This is a genomic window from Xanthobacter sp. AM11 (assembly GCF_047444035.1).
In the GTDB taxonomy this organism is placed as follows: domain Bacteria; phylum Pseudomonadota; class Alphaproteobacteria; order Rhizobiales; family Xanthobacteraceae; genus Xanthobacter.
In genome coordinates this window covers 4,543,038-4,563,085 of record NZ_JBLAOA010000001.1, presented here as the reverse complement: position 1 = coordinate 4,563,085, position 20,048 = coordinate 4,543,038, and the positions used below count along the sequence as shown (strand labels likewise).

The window sequence follows — 20,048 nt, the reverse complement described above, 5'->3', positions numbered from 1 at the left end:
CAGCCGGCCGTCCTTGATCTCCATGCGGCTCGGCTCAGGACTGCGGTGATCTCTCCCTCTGGCGCGCTTCCGGACTTGATCCGGTACGGCCCTTTGGAACGCCTGCTTGGGGGCACGAACTGAACCAGCAAGGCATTAGCCATTACACGCCGTCATGGCGGTGCGCAGCTTCTTTGCTGGAGATGAAGCCGGGCTGCTCCCGACTTCCGAAAACGCTCCGCTTGCTGTTGGTAGTAAGCTTGCCCACCATAGGACAAAAGGAGAACGATCTCATGGCCAAGGTCGAGAAGGTGAGTGTCGCCCTCACCCCGAAATGGCGGCGATGATGCGTGAGGTGGTCGAGACCGGCGAGTATGCGTCGGCGAGCGAGGTCATGCGGGAGGCCCTGCGCGACTGGAAGCACCGGAGGACGCTGCGTGCCAAGGCCGTCGAAGAGCTGGGGCGGTCGTGGGATGCCGGCATGAGCAGCGGCCCCGCTGTCGATGGTGAGGAAGCCTTCGCCCGGATCAGGCAGAAGCTCGATGCCAAGATTGCTGGACGTGTCGTAGATGAAGAACGTGACCGCATCGGCCAGATGGCTGCCGGGCTCCACCGGCAGGCGGGCCACCAGCCATTGGGAGAACGGCGCCAGCTGGGCATAGACCACGAACCAGATCGCGATCGCCGCGATCGTTCCCGCCGCCCAGGCCAGAGGCGAGGCCTCCCGCGGCGGCTTGCGCCCGGTCAATGACAGGTCAGCGCTCATGCGGCTCTCCTGTTCGATGAAGCGTCCAGGCTGGTGAGGACAGCATCGATGATGGCGGCCTGCTCGGCCGGCAAGTCGGGGTTGCGACGGTAGCGCACCCATTGGGCATCCCGCCGGTCGATCACCATGCCGGCCTGCTTGAGGACCGCCATATGGCGCGACATGCGGGACTGGGTGACGCCGAGGACGCGCACAAGCTCGCAGACGCAATGCTCGCGCCCGTCCCACAGCAGGCGGACCGCCGCGAGGCGGGTGGGTTCGGCCAAGGCCGACAGAAGGGTGAGCGCGGACTGCATGGATCCCATTTACGCTAATGCGCATATGCGTGTAAACGCATTTTATTCGAGGTCTATCGCCGGTAGTGCGGTGATGCCGGCCATCGGTAACGACAGTTTCGGGTGTGCCCGCCCGCTGCTGTGGGTCGCGCGACAGGACCGCGGAAGCCGTCCGTCCTGCATCACGATTGGGGCATTGCGCGTGGATCGATGCGGTAGGAGGCGCAAGCGCGCCTAAAATGCTCGGGCTCAACCCCGGTTCAGGTCGGAGGGGCGGACGTGTCCGCCCGCAAGAAGGGAGAGCGTCATGAAGATCAAGTCTGTCTCCGTTACACGCGTCGCAGCGTTTGCGCTGGCCGCAGCGGCATTGTTCGCTGTGCCGGCGAGCGCCCAGATGGGCGGTGGGCCCGGCTATGGTCCGGGCATGATGGGTCAGGGTGCGGGATATATGGGTCCCGGCCAGGGGGGCTGGGGTCCCGGGTTCCATCGCTCGGCCCGGGGCATGATGGGCGGCTGCGGTGGCTGGATGACGGGTGATGCCGATGGCCAGCTCCCCGCCTTCATCGAGGGGCGAGTTGCCTTCCTGAAGGCCGAGATCGGCGTCACCGATGCGCAGACCAAGGCATGGGACGCCTATGTGGTGGCGATGAAGAACAATTTCGTCAGCATGCAGGGCCTGCGCCAGGCCATGCGCGCCAGCTTCGACGCCGACACGCCGGTGGAGCGCCTGGAGTCCCGTATCGCGGTGATGGAAGCCCGCGCCGCCGCTCTTAAGGACATGAAGCAGCCGCTCAGCGACCTCTACGCCGCGCTCAGCGATGGCCAGAAGAAGAAGGCCAACGAGCTGCTCACCGGCATGGGATGCATGATGTGAGCGTGACGGGGCGGGCCTCGCCGCCGTGCCGGGCGGCGGCCCGCCACCTCTGACGGACTTTGTCCCGACTGGCCTGTCTCGTCGGGCCTGGTCCGTCAGGCTGATGTCGTCGGGATTGTCGTCCGCCTGATGGTCCCACCACCGTCGCGCCGTTGACGAGCAACGGCAGATGCGCGGGTCCCTTCCCAACCACAGCAGGAGGCATGTCTGCAGGCGGTGAGCCGCCGCAACGAGGAACCGCGGTCAGCGGTTCTGCGCATCGTCCGGGCTCCCGCCTCCGATTTGGACACAACAGGTTGAGCCAGCCTCACCGCATGTCGAAGAGCTCCTGATGGAACCTCTGCTCCACGGGAAACCCTGCGGCGGCGAAATCCCGTCGCAGCGCCGCCCCGAAGCCGGCGGGACCGCAGAACCAGATGCTGGCCTCGCGCCAGTTCGGCACGGCCTCGCGGATGCGGGCGCCGGTCAACCGGCCGTCGCGCGGGCTGACCAGCAGGTGCAGGCGCACGTTGGCGGAGCGCGCGTCGTCCCCGAGTTTGGCGAGCGCCCCCTCGTCCACATCGGAGGTGGCGTGGAACAGGTCGGCCGTCTGTCCTTCCGGCCAGTCGGGCGCTGCTCCGCGCAGGGCCATGTGCTTCATGCGCGCGATGAACGGGGTGATGCCGATGCCGCCGCCGATCCAGATCTGGTGGCGGCAGTCGTCGTCGAAGGTGAAGCAGCCGTATGGCCCCTCGACCCGCACCTCCTGGCCCACCTTGAGCCGCTCCTTGAGGCGGCTCGTGTGGTCGCCGAGCTCCTTGGTAATGAATGTGATCCGCGGATGGTCCGGATGCCAGCCCGAAGCAATGGTGTAGGGATGCGCGCCTTCGGAGGCATCCGACAGGGCGAAGGCGAACTGGCCCGCCCGATGCCCCGGCCAGCCGGCCGGCACATCGATGATGGTTTCGAGCACCTTCACCCCCGGAAAATAGTTCAGCTCGGCAATCCGCCCCTTCACCTGCCGTCCAGCGCCGACCCGGCGCGCCAGCACCACGCCCGCGGCGAAGGTGCCGCCGGCCAGCAGCAGGGCCATCACCGCGCCGAGCGGCGTCATCCAGTCGGCGAAGTTCAGGAGCACCACCGTGTGGAACACCAGCACCAGATAGGCGACCGCCAGCAGGCGGTGGGTCTTGTAGAACCAGCGGTAGGGAAAGACGCGGATCAGGGCCAGCGCGATCAGCGCCACGGCCGCGTAGAAGGCCCATTCGCCGATGCCCTCGGCGGTGCCGCGCAGGCTCGACAGGAAGGCCTCGACCGGGTTCGCGATGGGTGGCCGTGGGCCGCGGGCGGGTCGCTCCAGAAGGCCCCAGCCCACGGCCCATTTCGGCCCCTGCGCCCACAGCCAATGGATGACGGCGACGACAAGCGCGGTGATGCCCAGCCATTTGTGGAGGCGATACATCTTGTCGAGCCCACCCATCCAGCGCTCGGGCCAGCGCGGGCGCAGGGCCAGCATCATCGCCACGCTCATGACGGCGATGGCAAGGACGCCGGTATATTGCGCCGCTGCCGCCCGCACCGCGAAGAAGCTATTCCGTTGGAACACCCCAGGCTCCGCTGCGATCCACAGCACGGACATGACAGCGAGGATGCCGAAAAGGGCCAGCTTGATGTGTCGCATGTCTATGTTTCTCTTTCACGCCGCGACGAAGCGCCATTGACATTGAACGGGCGTCTCCATGGCGAAGAACACCCCAAAAGTGGCGGATGCGCATTGAGAGAACTCAAGCGGCGGGTTTTACGCCCGCACCGCACCGCACCGCACCGCCGGCGCGCAATGGTCGCTTATGGCCACGTCGAATCAGGCAATGTGTCATGCGGGCTTGATGTATGGTCAGAATATTCCCGAACGTGGATGCCCCTCTGATCCCGATTGTGCTGGTGCAGGCTTGGCTGGACCCGTTGAAGAGGCTCGAAGCCGCCGCGCGCATTGAGCCTGCCGAGGATCGCCCGAGGTCCGAGCAATGCGCCGCGTCCGAAATGATGCTGATATCGGCCTCCCCCGGATGTGGGTGAGACGCGGTGGAGACTTCTGGGAGGAGATGAAAGTGTCGGACGGACAAGACGAGGCGCAGCCGCCCATGCCTTCCTCACCCGCGGGCGCCGCCGAAAGGCGTCCCAAGGGACGGATGCTCAGGACGGTGGCCCTGTCCGCCGCGGCGGTCGCGGTGCTTGTGGCGGGGATCTTGTTCGTCAGCAACAGACCCATTGCCGTCAGCGTCGCCTCTCCCGAGCAAAACGTGTCTGTGCGGGTGTTTGGCCTGGGCACCGTCGAGGCCCAGGTGCTGTCCAAGATCGGCTTCGAGGTCGGTGCGACCCTCACCGAGCTTCTGGCCGATCATGGGGACCGTGTGTCCCAGGGGCAGGTGCTTGCGCACCTCGATGCCGGGGAGCAGGAGGCCAAGGTTGCCAAGGCGGTGGCCGCGGTGGAGATCGGCGAGGTCAACATCCGCCGCGCCGAGGCGAACCTCCAGAAGGCGAAGGCCGTCTTCGCCCAGAAGCAAGTGGCCAACCGGCGCAAGCAAACCCTGGCGGGACGCGATATCGTCTCCCAGCAGGTCGCCGAGGAGACGCTGCTCGACGAGGCTGTCGCCAATGCGGATGCGCTTGTGGCGCAAAGCGAGCTTACAAGCGCCAAGGCCCAGCTCGCCGATGCGCGCGCCCAGCTGCAGTTTGAGCAGACCATGCTGCGCCATCGCACGCTGGTCGCGCCCTACGACGCCATCGTCATCGCGCGGCACAAGGAAGCCGGCAGCGTCGTCAATCCGGGGGAGCCCATCTTTTCCCTCGTGGCGGTCGGCACCTATTGGGGGCTGGCCTATGTGGACGAGGCGCGTTCCGGCTTCATCGAGGAGGGCCAGCGCGTGGAGGCCCGCAGGCGTTCAACCCCCCAGCAAACCTTCGCCGGGCGCGTGGCGCGCATCGGCCTTGAAAGCGACCGTGTCACGGAAGAGCGGCGCATCTATGTGAAGGGAGACAGTCCTCCGCCCCGCATCTTCCTCGGCGAGCAAGTCGAGTTCTGGATCTCCGTCGCCACGCTCGACAAGGCGCTGCTCGTTCCGGAAGCCGCCGTGCAAGGCTATGACGGGCGGGAGGGCAAGGTCTGGACCGTCGAGCAGGGACGCCTCAAGCGCCGTCTCGTCGCCTTTCGCCATCGCACCGAGGATGGGCGGCTCGAAATCGTCGGCGGCCTTCCCGAGGGAGCGCTTGTCGTCACGCAGGTCGATCCGGCCTTCAAGGAGGGCCGCGCCGCGCGCGCCATCGAGGCCGGCGCCCCATGAACCTTGCCTATCGCGACATCTGCCACAACCTCGGGCGCTTCTTGCTGACCTGCCTGGGGCTCGCCCTTCTGCTGGGGGTGGTGATGGCGATGATCGGCATTTATCGCGGCATCGTCGTTGATGCCCTGACCATCTCCCGTGCGCCGGCGGTCGATCTCTGGGTCGTGGAAGCCAACTCGCGCGGTCCGTTCGCCGAAGCGTCCCGCATTCCAGGCGACGTCCGCGAGGCGGTGGCGCGCATTGCCGGCGTGACCGCGGCCGGCGGCATCACCTACCAGACCGTCGAGGCGGAGCATCAAGGCCGCAAGCTCCGCCTCTATGTCATCGGCTACGAGCCCACGCGGCCAGGGGGCCCGCCGGAGATCGTGGAAGGACGCGCCATCGTGCGCAGCCATTTCGAGATGGTCGCCGACCAGGCGAGCGGACTTGTTCTCGGCGACAGGATCGAGCTCGGGCGCAACACGTTCGCGGTCGTCGGCCTGACCCGGCACCAGGTCAATTCCGGCGGCGACCCGGCTGTCTACATCACGTTGGGGGATGCGCAGAAGCTGCAGTTCGATCTCGGTCCCCCCGCGGCCCGCGTCCAGATCGCGCGCGGAACCGCGGGGGCCGGTCGCGACACGGTGAATGCCGTCATTGCACGCGTTCAGCCCAATGCGTCGGTGGATGCCGTGGCGGAGACGGTTCGTCGATGGAAGCACTTTTCGGCCATCACGCAGGCGGAACAGGAGGATATCCTGTCCCGCTCGCTGGTCGATCGTGCCCGGCGCCAGATCGGGCTGTTTACGACCATCCTGCTCTTTGTGTCCGCGGTGATCATTGCCCTCATCATCTATACGATGACCATGGAGAAGCTGAAGCAGATCGCGACGCTCAAGCTGATCGGCGCCCCCGATCGCACGATCGTCCTGATGATCGTGCAGCAGGCGCTGGCGCTCGGCCTGATCGGGTTCACCCTCGGCACGGCCATGATCTTCGCCATCAAGGATCATTTTCCGCGTCGAGTGGTCCTCGATGCGGACAATGTGGCCGGGCTCGGCCTGGTCGTGCTTGCGGTCTGCATCGCGTCGAGCGGCCTTGGTGTTCGCGCGGCATTGCGGGTCGATCCCGCCACGGCGATCGGAGGGTAGGCGACATGCCATTGGCCGGTGATCCCCTGGTTCGCCTCGATCACATCTCCAAGCATTTCGGCACGGGAACAACGCGTGTCGATGCCCTGCGCGACGTCTCGCTGACGGTCTACCCGCGCCAGGTCGTGGCTCTGCTGGGCCCGTCAGGCTCCGGCAAGACGACGCTGCTGAACGTGATCGGCTGCATCCTCGGCGCCTCGTCCGGGTCGATGGCGCTCGATGGCGAGCGCGTGATCGAGGATGGGCGCTGGCTGAGGTCGGATCTCAGGCGTCTGCGGCTGGACAAGATCGGCTTCATTTTCCAGTTCCACAACCTGATTCCGTTTCTCGACGCAACCGAGAATGTGGCTCTCGTCCTGCGACTGGCCGGCAAGGATGCCGAGACCGCCCGGGCACGCGCGGTCGAGCTCCTCGACTATCTGGAGGTCGGCAATCGACGCTCGGCGATGCCGGCCAAGCTCTCGGGCGGCGAGGCGCAGCGTGTCGCGATCGCGCGCGCGCTGGCCAATCGCCCGCGCATCATCCTGGCCGACGAGCCCACCGCGGCCCTCGACTCCAAGCGCGCCGGGATCGTCATGGACCTCTTGCGCAAAGTCGCCATCGATCAGGAGGCCGCGATCATCGCCGTCACCCACGACGAGAAGATCTTTGATCGCTTCGACCACATCTTCGCCCTTCGCGATGGCCGGCTGGAAGCCGATGCGGCGTCGCCCGCCTGAGGTCCCGCGCCGCACTCGCCTTCAGGTGCCGGGACGCACCATGCGCTGCATGACGCCGGTCTTCAGCACGCTCTGGTGAAAGATCACGGCGAGGACGTGCAGGGCAATCAGCGCCAGCAGCACCACCTTCAGCACAGTGTGGGCGCCGGCCGCGAGCCGGACATCGGCGAACCAGGCGAGGGCGCCGGAGACTGACAAGGCGATCAGCACCCCATAGAAAGCAAGGTGCGTCACCTGGGCCAGCAGATGCAGCGCCGGATGCTCGCTCTCGGGCAGCGGCGGGACGCCGCGCGTCGCGCGCAGGGCGATGCGCCACAGGACCAGTGCGAGGATGAGGACGCCGCCCGCCACATGGGCAGGGACCAGCGGGTCGAACCCATAGGCCTTGCCCTGCACATGGGCGCTCCAGGCCTCGGCGATGGCATCGTTGAAGAGATATTGGACGGCCACAAGGGCAGCGACTGCCCAATGCAGGGCGATCTGGGTGCGGGAATATCCGGCGGCGACGGGGACGGTCATGTCTTTGCCTTTCCGTATCGGGGGATGGGGCGGCCCCGGCGCGGGGCCGCCCCCGGCTCCGGATCAGTTCCCCGGCTTGGTGCCGGGCGCCGCCTGCTGGCCGTGCCACGCCTGCATCCGCGCCATCATCTGGGCGGGGAAGCGCATCTCCTCGGCGCTCAGCTGGCCGTCACCATTGGCGTCGAGCATGGCGAAGGGGCGGTCGGCCATGGTCTTCGTCACCTCGGCGAAGAGCTTGCCGAACTCCTCGCGGGACAAGGTGCCGTTGCTGTCGCCATCATGGCTCGCCCGCAGCTTCTCGATGCCGGCCTCCGCCTCGGCGACGGTCACTGTGCCGTTCCCGTCGGCGTCGAAGGTCATGAAGACCTGCGCGGCGGCGAAGCGGCCCATGGGCCCATGCATGCCGCGGCCCATGGGACCGCCCATTGGGCCACCCATGCCCTGCCAGCCGGGACCGCCGTGGCCGCCCATCATGCCGAAACCCGGGCCGCCGCCCCAGCAGCCGCCCGGGCCACCGGCAATGGCGGGGATCGAGACCGCGCCCACCACGGCAATAGCGGCGACGGCGCCCAGGATTGCGAGCGTCTTGCGTTTCATGTCCTCACCTCATCGGTTGTGCATTTCGATTGGGGGAGGATGGGCGGGCTGCGTCGCAACAGGATATCGGCGGAAGGGGCGAAGTGTATCGCTCTGTCGCAAGCCCCTGCCTTCGCGACCGGACGCGACATTTGGTTTTCCGGGTCGCCCAAGGAGGCGCTAAACCATGCCCCATGGCCGAGCACCCTCACATTCCTCACATCCTGGTCGTGGACGATCACCGCGAGATCCGCGACGCGGTCGGCCGGTACCTGGAGAAGAACGGCCTGCGCGCCACTACCGCGAAGTCAGCGGCCGAGATGGACGAGCATCTGCGGGGCGGACGCTTCGATCTCGTGATCCTCGACGTGATGATGCCGGGCGAGGACGGGCTTTCGGCGGCGCGTCGCCTGAGCGCAGCGGGCGGCCCGCCCATCCTCATGCTCAGCGCGCTGGCGGAGGAGACCGACCGGGTGGTCGGGCTCGAGATCGGGGCGGACGACTATCTGGTGAAGCCCTTCAGCCCCCGCGAGCTGCTGGCGCGGGTGAAGGCCATCCTGCGCCGCAGCGAGCGGCCCGAGCCGCTGGCAGGCGCCCTTGGCGGGCGCAGGCTGGCCTTTGCCGGCTGGATCCTCGATACCGACACACGCCAGCTCATGCATGCGGCGGACGGACGGGAGGTCGCGCTTACCACTGCCGAATTCAGGCTGCTGGTGGCATTTCTGGAGCGGCCCCGCTTCGTGCTCTCCCGCGACCAGCTGATGGACCTGACCAGCGGGCGCAGCGCCGACGCCTTCGACCGCACCATCGACAACCAGGTCAGCCGCCTGCGCCGCAAGATCGAGGCGAACCCCGCCGAGCCGAAGATCATCACCACCATCCGGGCAGGCGGCTACAGCCTCGCCGCCGATGTGCGGGAGGCGAGATGAGGCGGCTTCTGCCCACCAGCCTGCTGGCCCAGGTGGCCCTGCTTTCGGTGGCGGCCATGATCCTCGGCCAGTTCGCCAGCTTCTGGCTGTTCACGGCGGAGCGGGGCGCGATCATCCGGGCGGACCAGCGGGCCATGGCGGCCGAGCACGCGGCGCGGCTCGCAAGGCTCGTTGACGCGGCGCCCGCGCCCGTGCGCGGCGATCTGGTGGAGGCGGCCACCTCCCGTGCCCTGCGCTTCGCGCTCTCCCCCGATCCTGCGGTGCCCGAGGGCCGTTCGGACATTGCGGTGGACTGGCCCGGCGCCCGCGCGCAGGAGGCCTGGGACACCTTTCATCGCGGCCATGGGCCACCGCCCCCCATGCGATGGCTGAGGGACTACGGCATCGCACCGGCTGAGCTGCGCCTTTCGCTGCCGCTCGCGGATGGCCTCTGGCTCAACGCCGCCGCCCGGCTGGAGCGGCCCGGCATGCATTTGCCGCCGCAGGCGCTGGCCTCAACCCTGCTGACGCTGCTGCTGCTCCTTGGCGCGCTCTGGCTGGGCCTCAAGCGGATCACCGGCCCCCTGCGGAAGCTGGCCGCGGCCGCCGATGCGTTCGGGCTCGGCGCCGAGCCGCCGCCCTTGCCGCGCGACGGCCCGCGCGAGGTGCGTGCGCTCGCCGAGGCTTTGGCCCGGATGCATGAGCGGCTCTACAAGATGATCGGTGAGCGTACGCGCATGCTGGCGGCGCTCGGCCACGATCTGCGCTCGCCCATCACCGCCTTGCGGCTGCGGGCGGAGATGGTGGAGGACGACGAGATCCGCGAGCGCATGGCCCTCATCCTCGACGAGATGCAGGAGATGACCGAGGCCACCTTGGCCTTCGCGCGCGGCGTGTCGGTGGCGGAGCCCCTGGAGCCGGTAGACCTGAACGGCCTCCTGGCCGATCTTGCGGCGGAGCTTTCCGCCTCGGGCCCGCCTGTCACCCTCGCTGTGTCGGCGCCGCACGTCCTCCCGCTCCGCCGGATGGCCCTGCGCCGCGCGCTGCGCAACCTCCTGGAGAACGCCCAGCGCTATGGCGCGGGCGCGACGGTCGGGATCAGCCATGCCGGGGAGGCGGCTTTCATCACGATTGACGATGCCGGACCGGGCATCCCGGAGGCGGACCTGGAGCGGGTGTTCGACCCCTTCGAGCGGCTGGAGACCTCCCGCTCGCGCGAAACCGGCGGCACTGGCCTCGGCCTTCCCATCGCCCGCGCCATCCTGCGCGCCCATGGGGGCGAGGTGAGCCTGTCCAACCGGCCCGAAGGGGGACTGCGGGCGACGGTTCGCCTGCCTGCTGCGAACCAAGGGGCCAAGGCTCGGGCGAACGCGTCGCGTGAGCCGTAGACGTCTAGCCCCGCCGCTCGCGCCAGCCGAGCCAGACGAGGGCGAGGACCGCGAAGGCGAGCCAGGGCAGGAGCACCGCGTTCATGATCTGCCAGCCGAGCAGGTGCAGCATGGCGCCGGCGCCGAGCGAGGTCGCCACCCCGACGATGAAGATCACGAGGTCGTTGGCCGCCTGCGCCTGCGCGCGCTCTTCCGGCGCGTAGCATCGTGTGAGCAGCGTGGTGCCGCCGATGAACAGGAAGTTCCAGCCCACGCCCAGCAGAACGAGCGCAGAGGCGAAGGCGAGGAATTGCGTGCCCGACAGGGCGATGAGAACATGGCCCGCCAGCAGGAACGCGCCGGCCAGCATCACCTTGAGCACCCCGAAGCGGGAGATGAGCGCGCCGGTGAAGAAGGACGGCAGGAACATGCCAAGCACATGCAGCTGGATCACCGTCGCCGCGTCCGAAAGGTCGTGATGATGGTGCAACATGGCGAGCGGCGTCGCCGTCATGGCGAGGATCATCACGCCATAGCCCGTGGCCGCGCCGAACAGGGCCACGAGATAGGCGGGTTGCCGGATGATCGCGCCCAGGGGGCGCCCGCCGCCCGATGCGCTCCGCGCGGGCTGCGGCATGTCCACGCCCAGCAGGAGACCCGCTGCCAGCAGCGAAACGACAGCGAGAATCAGGAACGAGCCGGCATAGTCCGCCGCCAGCAAGGGGCCGCCGAAGCGCCCCAGGATAGGTCCGGCGATGGCGGCCACCACCCCGCCCGCAAGAACGAAGGAGATGGCGCGGGGGCGAAAGGCGTCGGTGGCCACCTCCGCTGCGGCAAAGCGATAGAATTGCGCGAAGGCCTGGTAGGCGCCGACGAGGCCGGTCCCGAGGCAGAGCAGCGGCAGCGACGCATAAAAGATTCCGAGCGCCCCCAGGAGGCCGCCGAGGGTTCCCAGCACGGCGCCCGCCACGAAGCCGATCCTTCGCCCCACGCGGGCCATCCACAGGGATGCCGGGGCGATGCCGATCGCCGTCCCAAGGAACATGGCCGCCACCGGCAGCGTGGCGAGTTCCGGCGCGGGGGTGATGGCGGCGCCGGCAAGGCCGGCCACCGTCATCACCATGACCGATGCCGTCTGGAACAGCGCCTGGGCGGCCGAGAGCAGCGCGACCTGCCGGATCATGCGGCTTCGCGGCATCGCCTGCGCAATGGCGGGTGCGGTCATCAGAACACCAGGACCTTGTCGGCCGAAACGGTGACAGCCGAGAGTTCATCCATGGTGCTGCGCTGCGCGCCGGCCATGATGTCGGTTTCGGAAAGGCCCCGGGCGTCCATGCAGGTGCCGCACAGAAGTACCTCGCCATTGCCGGCGAGGACCCGCTTCAGCATGCGCTCCGCATTGTAATAGCCGTCCGGCGTCTTCTGGCCCGCCTTCGCGGCGACGACCGCATCCGCCATGAGGAACACGGTGACCCGGTTTCCCGCATCCTGCTTGAGGATGCCGGCGGCGACGCGCAGGCCGTTATAGACGCGCTCCGTGCCGTAGGGCGGATCGTTGAGAATGAACAGCGCGTGCATGTCCGACTCCGCCGGTTCCCCACGGTGCCCCTTGCGACAGGCGCGGGAGAGTTATACATTCAATTGATCTCTTTAATGATGTATCGTCTCCGACATGTGCAAGTCAACGGATCCCAAACGCGCTCTGTTCGCCGAGCTGGCCGCGGTGGCGCGCGCCCTCGGCCACGAGCACCGCGTCGAGCTGCTGGAGCATCTCGCCCAGGGCGAACGCAGCGTCGAGGCCCTCGCAAGGCTGACCGGGCTCTCCATGGCCAATGCCTCCCAGCACCTGCAGCAGCTGCGTCGCGCGGGCCTCTTGGATGCCCGCCGCGACGGCAAGTTCGTCCTCTACCGCCTGGTGGACGACGGGATCGTCCAGCTCATGTCAGTGCTGCGGCAGACGGCGGAACGCAATGTGGCGTCCGTCGGCGCTCTGCTTGCGCGTTATTTCGACGGGCGGGACGGGCTCGAACCCGTCGGCCGCGCCGACCTTGTGGAACGCGCGCAGGCGGGCCTCGTCACGGTGATCGACGTGCGGCCCCGCGAGGAGTTCGACTTCGGCCACGTGCCCGGCGCCGTCAGCGTCCCGCTTGAGGAACTCGACGCCCGCCTCGCCGAGCTCGATCCGGCGACGGAAATCGTCGCCTACTGCCGGGGCGCCTATTGCCTGCTCGCGGTCGAGGCGGTCGCGCGCCTGCGCGCCAGGGGCTTTTCAGCCCGTCGCATGGAAGACGGCATGCCGGAATGGCGCGCCGCCGGACTGCCGGTCGCGTCGGGCTGACGCGACGTCATCCCCCGAAGTCCAAACCAAGAAATGGGAGAAACGCCAATGTTCAAAATGCTATCAGGCGTGCTTGCCTTGGGGCTCCTCGCGGCCGTGCCTGCGGCGCCGGCAGCCGCCCTGGACCTTCCCGGCCCGCTGGTCTCGACCGAGTGGCTCGCAGCCCACCAGGACGATGTCCTCGTCCTCGACGTGCGCAATGACGACACCAGCTACAAGGAGGGCGGCCACCTCATCGGCGCGGTGCGCCTCGATTTCCGCAAGGCCCGCGGCACCACCACCGAACGCGGCGTGGAAATCACCGACATGAACCTGCCGCCCGAGGCGTTCTCGGCGCTCATGCGATCGGCCGGGGTGAACGACGATACGCCGCTCGTGCTCACCCACCGCGGGCGGGGACCGGACGATGCGGGTTATGCCGCCTACGTCTATTGGCAGCTCAAATATTATGGCCACGACAAGGTGGCCATCCTGGACGGCGGCACGACGAAATGGGTGGCCGAGAACCGCGAGGTGTGGGGCGAGGATGAGGCGGCGAAGACCGGGAATTTCAACGCCCGACCGCCGCGCCGCGAATTCCTCGCCGACACGGCCCAGATGGAGGCGCTCCAGACGCGCAAGGATGCGGGCATCCTCGACGCGCGCTTCTTCAGCTTCTATGTGGGCCTGGAGAAGCGCCCGAACATCGCGAAGGCGGGCCACATTCCCGGCGCGACCCTCTTTCCTTTCGATGCGAATTTTGCCGCCAACGGCACCTATCGCCCGAAGGAGGAACTCGCCCGCGCCTATTCCGCCGTCGGCCTCAGTCCCCGGCAGACGGTGGCGGCCTATTGCAACACGGCCCATGTCTCCGCCATCTCGTGGTTCGTGCTGCACGAGCTGCTCGGCTACCGGGACGTCATGCTCTACGACGGTTCCATGCTGGCCTGGAGCAGGCACGGCCTGCCGGTCGAGACGCAGCTAAAATAACGAGGCGGACGGAGCCGATACCCTTGGGGCTTTCCGACCTCTCCCTCGAACTGAAGCGACCCGCGGCAAAGCCCGTTGCGCAACGGCGACCTGACAAGCGCCGTATGATGCAGGTGCGCGCAGCGTAACGGGGCGAGGGCGCATGAGCCCTTGTGGGCGCCGGTCGGGTTCGTCAGGTTGAGAGCCATGATGCGTGCTCCGGCTCAAGACAGCGATAAGCGCCCGTCGATTCCGAGAACCGTCTGGGCGCTCGGGTTCGTGAGCCTGTTCATGGATATCTCCTCGGAGATGATCCACGCGCTGCTGCCCCTCTTTCTCACGGCCACGCTTGGGGCCAGCGTGGCCGTGGTGGGCCTCATCGAGGGGGTGGGCGAATCCACCGCCGCCATCGTGAAGGTCTTTTCCGGCTACCTGTCCGACCGCATCGGCCGGCGCAAGCCGCTCATCCTCATCGGCTATGGGTTGGGCGCCGCGTCGAAGCCGTTCTTCGCCCTCGCTGGCGCACCGGCCATGGTGTTTGCCGCGCGCTTCGCCGACCGCATCGGCAAGGGGATCCGCGGCGCGCCCCGGGACGCGCTGGTGGCCGATGTCACGCCGCCTTCCATCCGCGGGCGCGCCTACGGGGTGCGCCAGGCGCTCGATACGGTCGGGGGGTTCCTCGGCCCGCTGCTCGCCATCGCGCTGATGGCGCTGTTCGCCGACGACATGCGAACGGTGTTCTGGTTCGCCCTCATTCCCGGCGCGCTTGCGGTGGCGTGCGTCATCCTGGGGGTCGAGGATCGCGCCGTCGGGGAGGAGGGCGCCACCGGCCGTCCGCCGCCGGTGCGCCTTGCCGATCTCCGGCAGTTCGACGGCGCGTTCTGGGGCGTCGTCGCCATCGGCGTGGTGTTCACCCTTGCGCGGTTCAGCGAAGCCTTCCTCGTGCTGAAGGCGCACGATGAGGGCCTGCCGCTGGCCCTCGCGCCGCTTGTTCTCGTGGCCATGAACGTCGTCTATTCGCTCGGCGCCTATCCCGCCGGTGCCTGGTCCGACCAGGCCTCGCCCACGCGCCTGCTGCTGGTGGGGCTGGCGGTCCTCATCGGCGCGGACCTGATGCTGGCCTTCGCGCCGGGGCTGTGGGGCGCCTTTCTCGGCATCGCCTTGTGGGGCGCGCACATGGCGCTCACGCAGGGCCTGCTCGCCAAGCTGGTTGCCCAGCACGCGCCCGCGACGCTGCGGGGCTCCGCCTTCGGCCTGTTCAATCTCGCCACCGGCGTCGCCATGCTGGTGGCGAGCGTGGTCGCGGGGGTGCTGTGGGAGCGGATCGGCTCCGCGGCGACCTTTGCCGCAGGGGCCGGTTTCGCGGTCCTCGCAGCCCTGCTGGTAACGGTGTCCGCCCTGACGCGCCGGGCGGGGCGCGACGACCCTTCTCCTGGCGGCGCGCACCTCCCTTGAGACGACCCGGCTCCAGGCCGGGCGCTGCCGCGATGGTGAACCGTCCCCGCGAAGGCGCGGACGGCTTTAGGTCCCGTGCCGGTGACGATGATGGAGATCGGGATAGTGCGGGTGCCGATGCGCCAGCGGCGCATGCCGGTGCCAGTGGGTGTGCGGCTCGCCGGGGTGCACCCCTGGTTCGTGCTCATGGCGGTGGTGTTCGTCGTGGCCGTGCCGATGCTCGTGCTCCATCGCCTCATGGGCATGGGGGTGGTCGTGCCGCTCGGACAGATGCAGCCAGAGGCCGACCGCCATCAGGCACCCGGCGACCACCAACTGCACCGAAATCGCTTCGCCGAGCATGACGACCGCGAGCACCGCGCCCACGAACGGCGCGAGGGAGAAATAGGCCCCGGTCCGCGCCGCACCGAGATGGCGCAAGGCGAGGACGAACAGAGCAAGACTGACTCCGTAGCCCAGGAAGCCGATGACGCCCGCCGCGAGGAGAGTGACGGCCGAGGGAAGGCCGGCACCGCTGGCAAGAGCGATGAGCAGGTTGATGGTGCCTGCGACCAGCCCCTTCAACATGGCGATCTGGACCGGATCGGCGGATGAGAGCTTGCGCGTCAGGTTGTTGTCGATCCCCCAGCACAGGCAGGCGCCGGCGATCAGCAGGGCGCCCCATTGCAGGGAACCCCATTGCAAGGACATGCGCCCCTCCCACGACAGGAGGACGGCACCTGAGAGGATGGCGAAGGCACCGAGCAGGAGCCGCCGGTCCACGTTCTCGCGGAACACCAGCCAGGCGATGCCCATAGTGGCGAGGCCTTCCAGATTGAGCAGCAGCGAGGCCGACGCCGCGTCGGTGAGGGACAGGCCGAACATGAGCAGCAGAGGAGCGAGGAGGCCTCCGGCGACGATGACCAGGGCAAGCCAGGGCATGTCCGCCCGCCGCAGCGGCGCCTCGACGGCTGGCAGCCGCAAAGCGGTTCGGGACAGATGTACCGCGGCGAGGCCGAGGCCGGCTCCCAGATAGAGCAGGCCGGCCATCATCCAGGGATCGACGGAACCCAGAAGGTGTTTGGCGAACGGCGTGCTTGCGCCGAACAGGCCCGCCGAGGCCAAGGCGAGGAGGATACCTGTTTGCATCATTCCGACAGTCTCACCGATACCAGCCGACTTGGCCTGGGGGCGTCAACGTGCGTGATGCCCCCAGGAGGGACCAGCCATTGTTTCACAGGATGGCCACGCATCCGATCGGAGGATGTGTTCGTGGTCATCACCGATGCACCCAAGGAGAACTGGTCCATCGGCCGTGGCGTGCAGTTCGCCTGAGCACCGATTCTGCAGCGTCGCCGGCTATGGCCGCTTCATGGCATGTGCGCCGCGCTCCCTCGCCTGCAGGACCGGCAAAGCCGCGCGGCAGGTGAGCCCTGTCCACCACGGGGCTCTTCGTCGTTGTGACGGGAGCCCGTCCGCAGGTGGTGCCTCCTCCGGTCACGGAGGGGGGTGTCCTGCTGTGCTCCAGGCCCCTCTAATGAAGGCGCGCCGTCACGGGCTCGTCCTTGTCGTGGCGGGCGAAGCGGTCGACCATGGTGGCGCTGGCCTCATTGAGGCCGTGGACGGTGACCTCGGCGCCGGACTTGCGCAGCTTCAGCACCGCCTTGTCGAGGGCGTCGACGGCGGTGATGTCCCAGAAATGGGCGTGGCTGACATCGATCACCACCGCGCGGGCGGGGGCATCGAAGTCGAAGCCGCGCAGGAACACCTCCGCCGAGGCGAAGAAGATCTGGCCCGTCACGGTGTAGGTCACGCTCCCTGACACCTCGTCTTCCCGCATTGTCACATGGACGAGGCGCGCCACTTTGCCGGCGAAGAACACGCCGGACAGGAGCACGCCGACCAAGACGCCGATGGCGAGGTTGTGGGTCGCCACCACCGTGACGACGGTGGCCAGCATCACCGCCGAGGAGGAGCGCGGGTTGCTGCGCAGGTCCAGGATCGAGCGCCAGGAGAAGGTGCCGATGGACACCATGATCATCACCGCCACCAGCGCCGCCATGGGGATGATGCGCACGAGGCCGTCCAGCACCAGGATGAGGAACAAAAGGAACGATCCGGCCACGAAGGTGGAGAGCCGCCCGCGCCCGCCGGAGGTCACGTTGATCACCGACTGGCCGATCATGGCGCATCCGCCCATGCCGCCGATGAGCGCCGAGGCGATGTTGCTGGTGCCCTGGCCGACGCATTCCTGGCTCTTGTTGCTCAGCGTGTCGGTCATGTCGTCCACGATCTGGGCGGTGAGCAGGGATTCCAGCAGGCCCACGGCGGCGAGCGTCAGCGAGTAGGGCAGGATGATCTGCAGCGTCTCCAGCGTCAGCGGCACCTGCGGCAGGGCGAAGACTGGCAGGCTGGAGGGCAGTTCGCCGAGGTCGCCGACCGTGCGCAGATCCATTCCGCTCCACCAGGCGAAGAGGGTGAGCGCGGCGATGGCCGCCAGCGGCGACGGCACGGCTTTGGTCAGGCGCGGGAACAGGTAGATGATGGCGAGCCCCGCGGCGATCATCGGATAGGTCTGGAGCGGCACGCCGATCAGCTCCGGCACCTGCGCCATGAAGATGAGGATGGCCAGCGCGTTGACGAAGCCGGTGATGACCGAGCGCGAGACGAAGCGCATCACCCGCCCGAGCTTCAGCAAACCGGCCGCGATCTGGATCAGCCCCATGAGGATGGTGGCGGCGAACAGATATTGCAGCCCGTGGTCGCGCACGAGGCTCACCATCACCACCGCTGTGGCGGCGGTGGCCGCGGAGATCATGCCGGGCCGCCCGCCCACCACGGCGGAGACGCAGGCGATGGCGAAGGAGGCGAACAGCCCCACCTTGGGATCGACGCCAGCAATCACCGAGAAGCCGATGGCCTCCGGGATGAGGGCGAGGGCGACGACGATGCCGGCGAGCACGTCGGCGCGGATATGGGAGGTCCAGTCGCGGAGATAGCGGGAAGAACGGGTCATGGGATGAGGCTTCGCAATAAGTGAGCGTCCGCCGAAACGGCGACGAGGATGCGCTGACTATGCGTGGTCCGGCGGATCGGCGGCCGGAAGAGCCACCCGGGCTTGCACCGGGTCCTGATGAATGGAGTTGATTTAGATCAAATCACGTTGCAGCGCAACATGGGCGCGGGCACCGCTGGCCCCGTGCGCCGGATCATTCAAGCGAACGAGGTCGTGGCGAGCGGAGGCGTGCGGCTTCCCAGTCCGTTGCCAGCGCGTGACCTTCTTTCCCGATGTCGCAGAGCATGAGGCGATCACCGACCCGTTCTGGCCGCTGAAACAACTTGGGGCGCCAAACTGGGCGCCCCCTTTCAATCACCCACTTGGGAAGCAAGTCAGGCGGCCGGTCCGGGGCGAGTTTTGGCCCAGCCTGGGGTCTCCACATAGAAGGGGTCGGCCAAGACGGCAGATTGGACCGCAGGGGAAAAGCCTTCCCCCTTACGCTTCCAGATGGCGACCCATGCTATTCCAATTGGCGGGCCATTGACTTCCAATCAGCCGAAATCAATGCTTCCGATTGTCCGGGATTCGGGGATGGCATGTTTGAGCGGTTTGTAGAGCGGCGGGTGGGCAGGATGTCGCTCAGCATCACCAGCGCCTCTTCGTCGGCACCGTCGGGGATGGGGTAGAGGCTGGTGTCGGCATGCGGGGTGCGCACGAACTCCGCTTGGGTGCCGTCGATGGTGTTCCCCAGGATCCAGCCACCGGTTGTGCAGTGCGAGAACATGCCCTTGCGGCAATACTCACACTTGCCGCAGGCGCTGACGCAGGAGATCAGCACCCGGTCGCCGGCTTTGAAGGCGGTGACCGCCGGGCCGACGCTGTCTATGACCCCGACGCCTTCGTGGCCGAGGATCCGGCCGGGTTGGCAGCTGGGCAGATCGCCCTTCAGGATGTGCAGGTCGGTGCCGCAGATGGTGGTCTTGGTAATCTTCACGATCGCATCGGTGGGGGCAGTGATTTCCGGCTTTGCGTGGTCCTCGAACGCCTTTTTCCCTGGTCCGTGATAGACAAGAGCCTTCATCATAGAAAGCTTGGCTATGACATTCATCGCTGATACCTTGGAGGTTGCGAATGAAACGCGAGAGATGCGTTGGCGTCCATCCATGGCGGCCACGCTGCGCCGGACGGTGGATGCCAGATAGGCTCGGAAACTACTCAATCGCGATCCTCGAACGGGCGTGATCAACTGGCCGTGATGGGAGGCAGTCGCGGGCCGCTTGCGCTCGCTCCAGCGCAAGGCGCGCGAGCCGAACCGTTTCATCAGGCATCAGAGGGACGCGACGCTGACGGCCGATTGACATCAAAAGGCGAGCGGTCAAGATGATAGGCTGTGTCTCCTCGCAGGCGGTCAGCCCGATGCGGGTTCCACTTGGCAACGCTGAAGAAAAAGGCGCCGCGGTTCGATTTGGACCCCGTGATCACTCGGCCTCCGGGGTGCGGCCTCCGGGAGAATTCCGGCAGATCGCTCTGCGGCAGAATGCGAGCGGCTGGTTCCGAGCAGCGGACAACATGAAGGCTTTCAGTCGCCGGCGATTTGAGGGCCGTTCATTCTCAAATTCTTCAACCGGTTTGTTCCTTCAAGTGTTGCGGATGGGCCGATCATTTCATTCGACGCGACCCGGAAGTGGGAGAGGAAACATGAATTTATACGCGCCACCAGTTCCAGTTTTCGTGGTTTCCCTGGTCCTGGCCGCGCTTGCGCTTCTTGGACGTGTGATGTTGCTTCCATACCTTACGTTATACGGCTTCTGGTTTGCGTTGATTGCCTTTGCCGTCCTCGCGCTCGGAGTCGTTCTCAAAAGATGAATGTCTCGACGGAACGAAGGAAGTGGTGTCA

Annotated in this window: 18 protein-coding genes, 1 pseudogene and 1 other annotated feature; of the genes and pseudogenes, 9 read left to right on the top strand and 10 right to left on the bottom strand. The window is 67.4% G+C overall.

Features of this window, described 5'->3' with window-relative positions:
* Positions 1-142: 142 nt before the first annotated feature.
* Positions 143-745, bottom strand: coding sequence for a hypothetical protein (locus ACI7BZ_RS20925; RefSeq protein ID WP_414119049.1), 603 nt, complete (start codon positions 743-745; stop codon positions 143-145).
* A complete protein-coding gene (locus tag ACI7BZ_RS20920) occupies positions 742-1,041 on the bottom strand; it encodes an ArsR/SmtB family transcription factor (RefSeq protein ID WP_237347775.1) in 300 nt (99 codons plus the stop codon). The genes ACI7BZ_RS20925 and ACI7BZ_RS20920 overlap by 4 nt, the downstream gene beginning before the upstream one ends.
* Before the next feature lie 286 nt (positions 1,042-1,327).
* Here ACI7BZ_RS20920 and ACI7BZ_RS20915 point away from each other — a divergent pair, with 286 nt between their 5' ends.
* Entirely contained in the window at positions 1,328-1,894 is a 567-nt protein-coding gene (locus ACI7BZ_RS20915; protein WP_414119048.1) for a Spy/CpxP family protein refolding chaperone, read from the top strand.
* A gap of 307 nt (positions 1,895-2,201) precedes the next feature.
* On the opposite strand, the gene ACI7BZ_RS20910 is transcribed toward ACI7BZ_RS20915, so the two are convergent.
* On the bottom strand, positions 2,202-3,554 hold the full coding sequence (locus ACI7BZ_RS20910) for a ferredoxin reductase family protein (protein WP_414119047.1): 1,353 nt from the start codon (positions 3,552-3,554) through the stop codon (positions 2,202-2,204).
* 508 nt (positions 3,555-4,062) lie between these two features.
* On the opposite strand from ACI7BZ_RS20910, the gene ACI7BZ_RS20905 reads away from it, so the two are divergent.
* The 3 genes from ACI7BZ_RS20905 to ACI7BZ_RS20895 are packed head-to-tail and all read left to right on the top strand — an operon-like array spanning position 4,063 to position 7,063.
* A complete protein-coding gene (locus ACI7BZ_RS20905) occupies positions 4,063-5,214 on the top strand; it encodes an efflux RND transporter periplasmic adaptor subunit (RefSeq protein ID WP_414119046.1) in 1,152 nt (383 codons plus the stop codon).
* Entirely contained in the window at positions 5,211-6,344 is a 1,134-nt protein-coding gene (locus ACI7BZ_RS20900) for an ABC transporter permease (protein ID WP_414119045.1), read from the top strand. Before ACI7BZ_RS20905 ends, ACI7BZ_RS20900 begins: the two co-directional genes overlap by 4 nt.
* Positions 6,345-6,349: 5 nt before the next feature.
* Positions 6,350-7,063 carry an ABC transporter ATP-binding protein gene (locus tag ACI7BZ_RS20895; protein ID WP_414119044.1) on the top strand — a complete coding sequence of 238 codons (714 nt, stop codon included), beginning with the start codon at positions 6,350-6,352 and terminating at the stop codon, positions 7,061-7,063.
* A 21-nt stretch (positions 7,064-7,084) separates the two neighbouring features.
* Here the strand turns inward: ACI7BZ_RS20895 and ACI7BZ_RS20890 are convergent, their stop codons facing one another.
* Both ACI7BZ_RS20890 and ACI7BZ_RS20885 read right to left on the bottom strand, forming a co-directional pair.
* Positions 7,085-7,582, bottom strand: a complete 498-nt coding sequence (locus ACI7BZ_RS20890; RefSeq protein WP_414119043.1) for a cytochrome b — start codon at positions 7,580-7,582, stop codon at positions 7,085-7,087.
* 63 nt (positions 7,583-7,645) lie between these two features.
* On the bottom strand, positions 7,646-8,179 hold the full coding sequence (locus ACI7BZ_RS20885) for an EF-hand domain-containing protein (RefSeq protein WP_414119042.1): 534 nt from the start codon (positions 8,177-8,179) through the stop codon (positions 7,646-7,648).
* Positions 8,180-8,352: 173 nt separating this feature from the next.
* On the opposite strand from ACI7BZ_RS20885, the gene ACI7BZ_RS20880 reads away from it, so the two are divergent.
* Both ACI7BZ_RS20880 and ACI7BZ_RS20875 read left to right on the top strand, forming a co-directional pair.
* The gene (locus ACI7BZ_RS20880; RefSeq protein WP_414119041.1) at positions 8,353-9,087 is read left to right on the top strand and encodes a response regulator; all 735 of its coding nucleotides are present in this window, start codon (positions 8,353-8,355) and stop codon (positions 9,085-9,087) included.
* Positions 9,084-10,454 carry an ATP-binding protein gene (locus ACI7BZ_RS20875; RefSeq protein WP_414119040.1) on the top strand — a complete coding sequence of 457 codons (1,371 nt, stop codon included), beginning with the start codon at positions 9,084-9,086 and terminating at the stop codon, positions 10,452-10,454. The genes ACI7BZ_RS20880 and ACI7BZ_RS20875 overlap by 4 nt, the downstream gene beginning before the upstream one ends.
* 4 nt (positions 10,455-10,458) lie before the next feature.
* Here ACI7BZ_RS20875 and ACI7BZ_RS20870 read toward each other — a convergent pair whose 3' ends face one another.
* The gene (locus ACI7BZ_RS20870; protein ID WP_414119039.1) at positions 10,459-11,616 is read right to left on the bottom strand and encodes an MFS transporter; all 1,158 of its coding nucleotides are present in this window, start codon (positions 11,614-11,616) and stop codon (positions 10,459-10,461) included.
* A 41-nt stretch (positions 11,617-11,657) separates the two neighbouring features.
* Positions 11,658-12,011 carry a DsrE/DsrF/TusD sulfur relay family protein gene (locus ACI7BZ_RS20865; protein WP_414119038.1) on the bottom strand — a complete coding sequence of 118 codons (354 nt, stop codon included), beginning with the start codon at positions 12,009-12,011 and terminating at the stop codon, positions 11,658-11,660.
* A gap of 94 nt (positions 12,012-12,105) precedes the next feature.
* On the opposite strand from ACI7BZ_RS20865, the gene ACI7BZ_RS20860 reads away from it, so the two are divergent.
* From ACI7BZ_RS20860 to ACI7BZ_RS20850, 3 genes are all read left to right on the top strand, one after another.
* Positions 12,106-12,771 carry an ArsR/SmtB family transcription factor gene (locus ACI7BZ_RS20860; protein ID WP_414119037.1) on the top strand — a complete coding sequence of 222 codons (666 nt, stop codon included), beginning with the start codon at positions 12,106-12,108 and terminating at the stop codon, positions 12,769-12,771.
* A gap of 48 nt (positions 12,772-12,819) precedes the next feature.
* A complete protein-coding gene (locus ACI7BZ_RS20855) occupies positions 12,820-13,740 on the top strand; it encodes a sulfurtransferase (protein WP_414119036.1) in 921 nt (306 codons plus the stop codon).
* Between the two features lie 186 nt (positions 13,741-13,926).
* Positions 13,927-15,174: an MFS transporter gene (locus ACI7BZ_RS20850; protein ID WP_414119035.1), complete on the top strand. Its 1,248-nt coding sequence runs from the start codon at positions 13,927-13,929 to the stop codon at positions 15,172-15,174.
* Between the two features lie 66 nt (positions 15,175-15,240).
* Here ACI7BZ_RS20850 and ACI7BZ_RS20845 read toward each other — a convergent pair whose 3' ends face one another.
* The 3 genes and pseudogenes from ACI7BZ_RS20845 to ACI7BZ_RS20835 all read right to left on the bottom strand — a co-directional run.
* A complete protein-coding gene (locus ACI7BZ_RS20845) occupies positions 15,241-16,305 on the bottom strand; it encodes a DMT family transporter (RefSeq protein ID WP_414119034.1) in 1,065 nt (354 codons plus the stop codon).
* Between the two features lie 382 nt (positions 16,306-16,687).
* Entirely contained in the window at positions 16,688-18,169 is a 1,482-nt protein-coding gene (locus tag ACI7BZ_RS20840) for a SulP family inorganic anion transporter (RefSeq protein WP_414119033.1), read from the bottom strand.
* A gap of 62 nt (positions 18,170-18,231) precedes the next feature.
* Positions 18,232-18,287, bottom strand: a sequence feature (sul1 is cis-regulatory element that is thought to sense ions involved in sulfur or methionine metabolism; They are found in Alphaproteobacteria).
* 482 nt (positions 18,288-18,769) lie between these two features.
* Positions 18,770-19,232, bottom strand: a pseudogene (locus ACI7BZ_RS20835) (alcohol dehydrogenase catalytic domain-containing protein); the annotation flags it as partial.
* Positions 19,233-20,048 lie beyond the last annotated feature (816 nt).

Coding starts and splice junctions, on each gene's coding strand:
- ACI7BZ_RS20925 (WP_414119049.1), bottom strand. CDS start 745: ATGAGCGCTGACCTGTCATTGACCGGGCGCAAGCCGCCGCGGGAGGCC.
- ACI7BZ_RS20920 (WP_237347775.1), bottom strand. CDS start 1,041: ATGCAGTCCGCGCTCACCCTTCTGTCGGCCTTGGCCGAACCCACCCGC.
- ACI7BZ_RS20915 (WP_414119048.1), top strand. CDS start 1,328: ATGAAGATCAAGTCTGTCTCCGTTACACGCGTCGCAGCGTTTGCGCTG.
- ACI7BZ_RS20910 (WP_414119047.1), bottom strand. CDS start 3,554: ATGCGACACATCAAGCTGGCCCTTTTCGGCATCCTCGCTGTCATGTCC.
- ACI7BZ_RS20905 (WP_414119046.1), top strand. CDS start 4,063: ATGCTCAGGACGGTGGCCCTGTCCGCCGCGGCGGTCGCGGTGCTTGTG.
- ACI7BZ_RS20900 (WP_414119045.1), top strand. CDS start 5,211: ATGAACCTTGCCTATCGCGACATCTGCCACAACCTCGGGCGCTTCTTG.
- ACI7BZ_RS20895 (WP_414119044.1), top strand. CDS start 6,350: ATGCCATTGGCCGGTGATCCCCTGGTTCGCCTCGATCACATCTCCAAG.
- ACI7BZ_RS20890 (WP_414119043.1), bottom strand. CDS start 7,582: ATGACCGTCCCCGTCGCCGCCGGATATTCCCGCACCCAGATCGCCCTG.
- ACI7BZ_RS20885 (WP_414119042.1), bottom strand. CDS start 8,179: ATGAAACGCAAGACGCTCGCAATCCTGGGCGCCGTCGCCGCTATTGCC.
- ACI7BZ_RS20880 (WP_414119041.1), top strand. CDS start 8,353: ATGGCCGAGCACCCTCACATTCCTCACATCCTGGTCGTGGACGATCAC.
- ACI7BZ_RS20875 (WP_414119040.1), top strand. CDS start 9,084: ATGAGGCGGCTTCTGCCCACCAGCCTGCTGGCCCAGGTGGCCCTGCTT.
- ACI7BZ_RS20870 (WP_414119039.1), bottom strand. CDS start 11,616: ATGATCCGGCAGGTCGCGCTGCTCTCGGCCGCCCAGGCGCTGTTCCAG.
- ACI7BZ_RS20865 (WP_414119038.1), bottom strand. CDS start 12,011: ATGCACGCGCTGTTCATTCTCAACGATCCGCCCTACGGCACGGAGCGC.
- ACI7BZ_RS20860 (WP_414119037.1), top strand. CDS start 12,106: ATGTGCAAGTCAACGGATCCCAAACGCGCTCTGTTCGCCGAGCTGGCC.
- ACI7BZ_RS20855 (WP_414119036.1), top strand. CDS start 12,820: ATGTTCAAAATGCTATCAGGCGTGCTTGCCTTGGGGCTCCTCGCGGCC.
- ACI7BZ_RS20850 (WP_414119035.1), top strand. CDS start 13,927: ATGATGCGTGCTCCGGCTCAAGACAGCGATAAGCGCCCGTCGATTCCG.
- ACI7BZ_RS20845 (WP_414119034.1), bottom strand. CDS start 16,305: ATGATGCAAACAGGTATCCTCCTCGCCTTGGCCTCGGCGGGCCTGTTC.
- ACI7BZ_RS20840 (WP_414119033.1), bottom strand. CDS start 18,169: ATGACCCGTTCTTCCCGCTATCTCCGCGACTGGACCTCCCATATCCGC.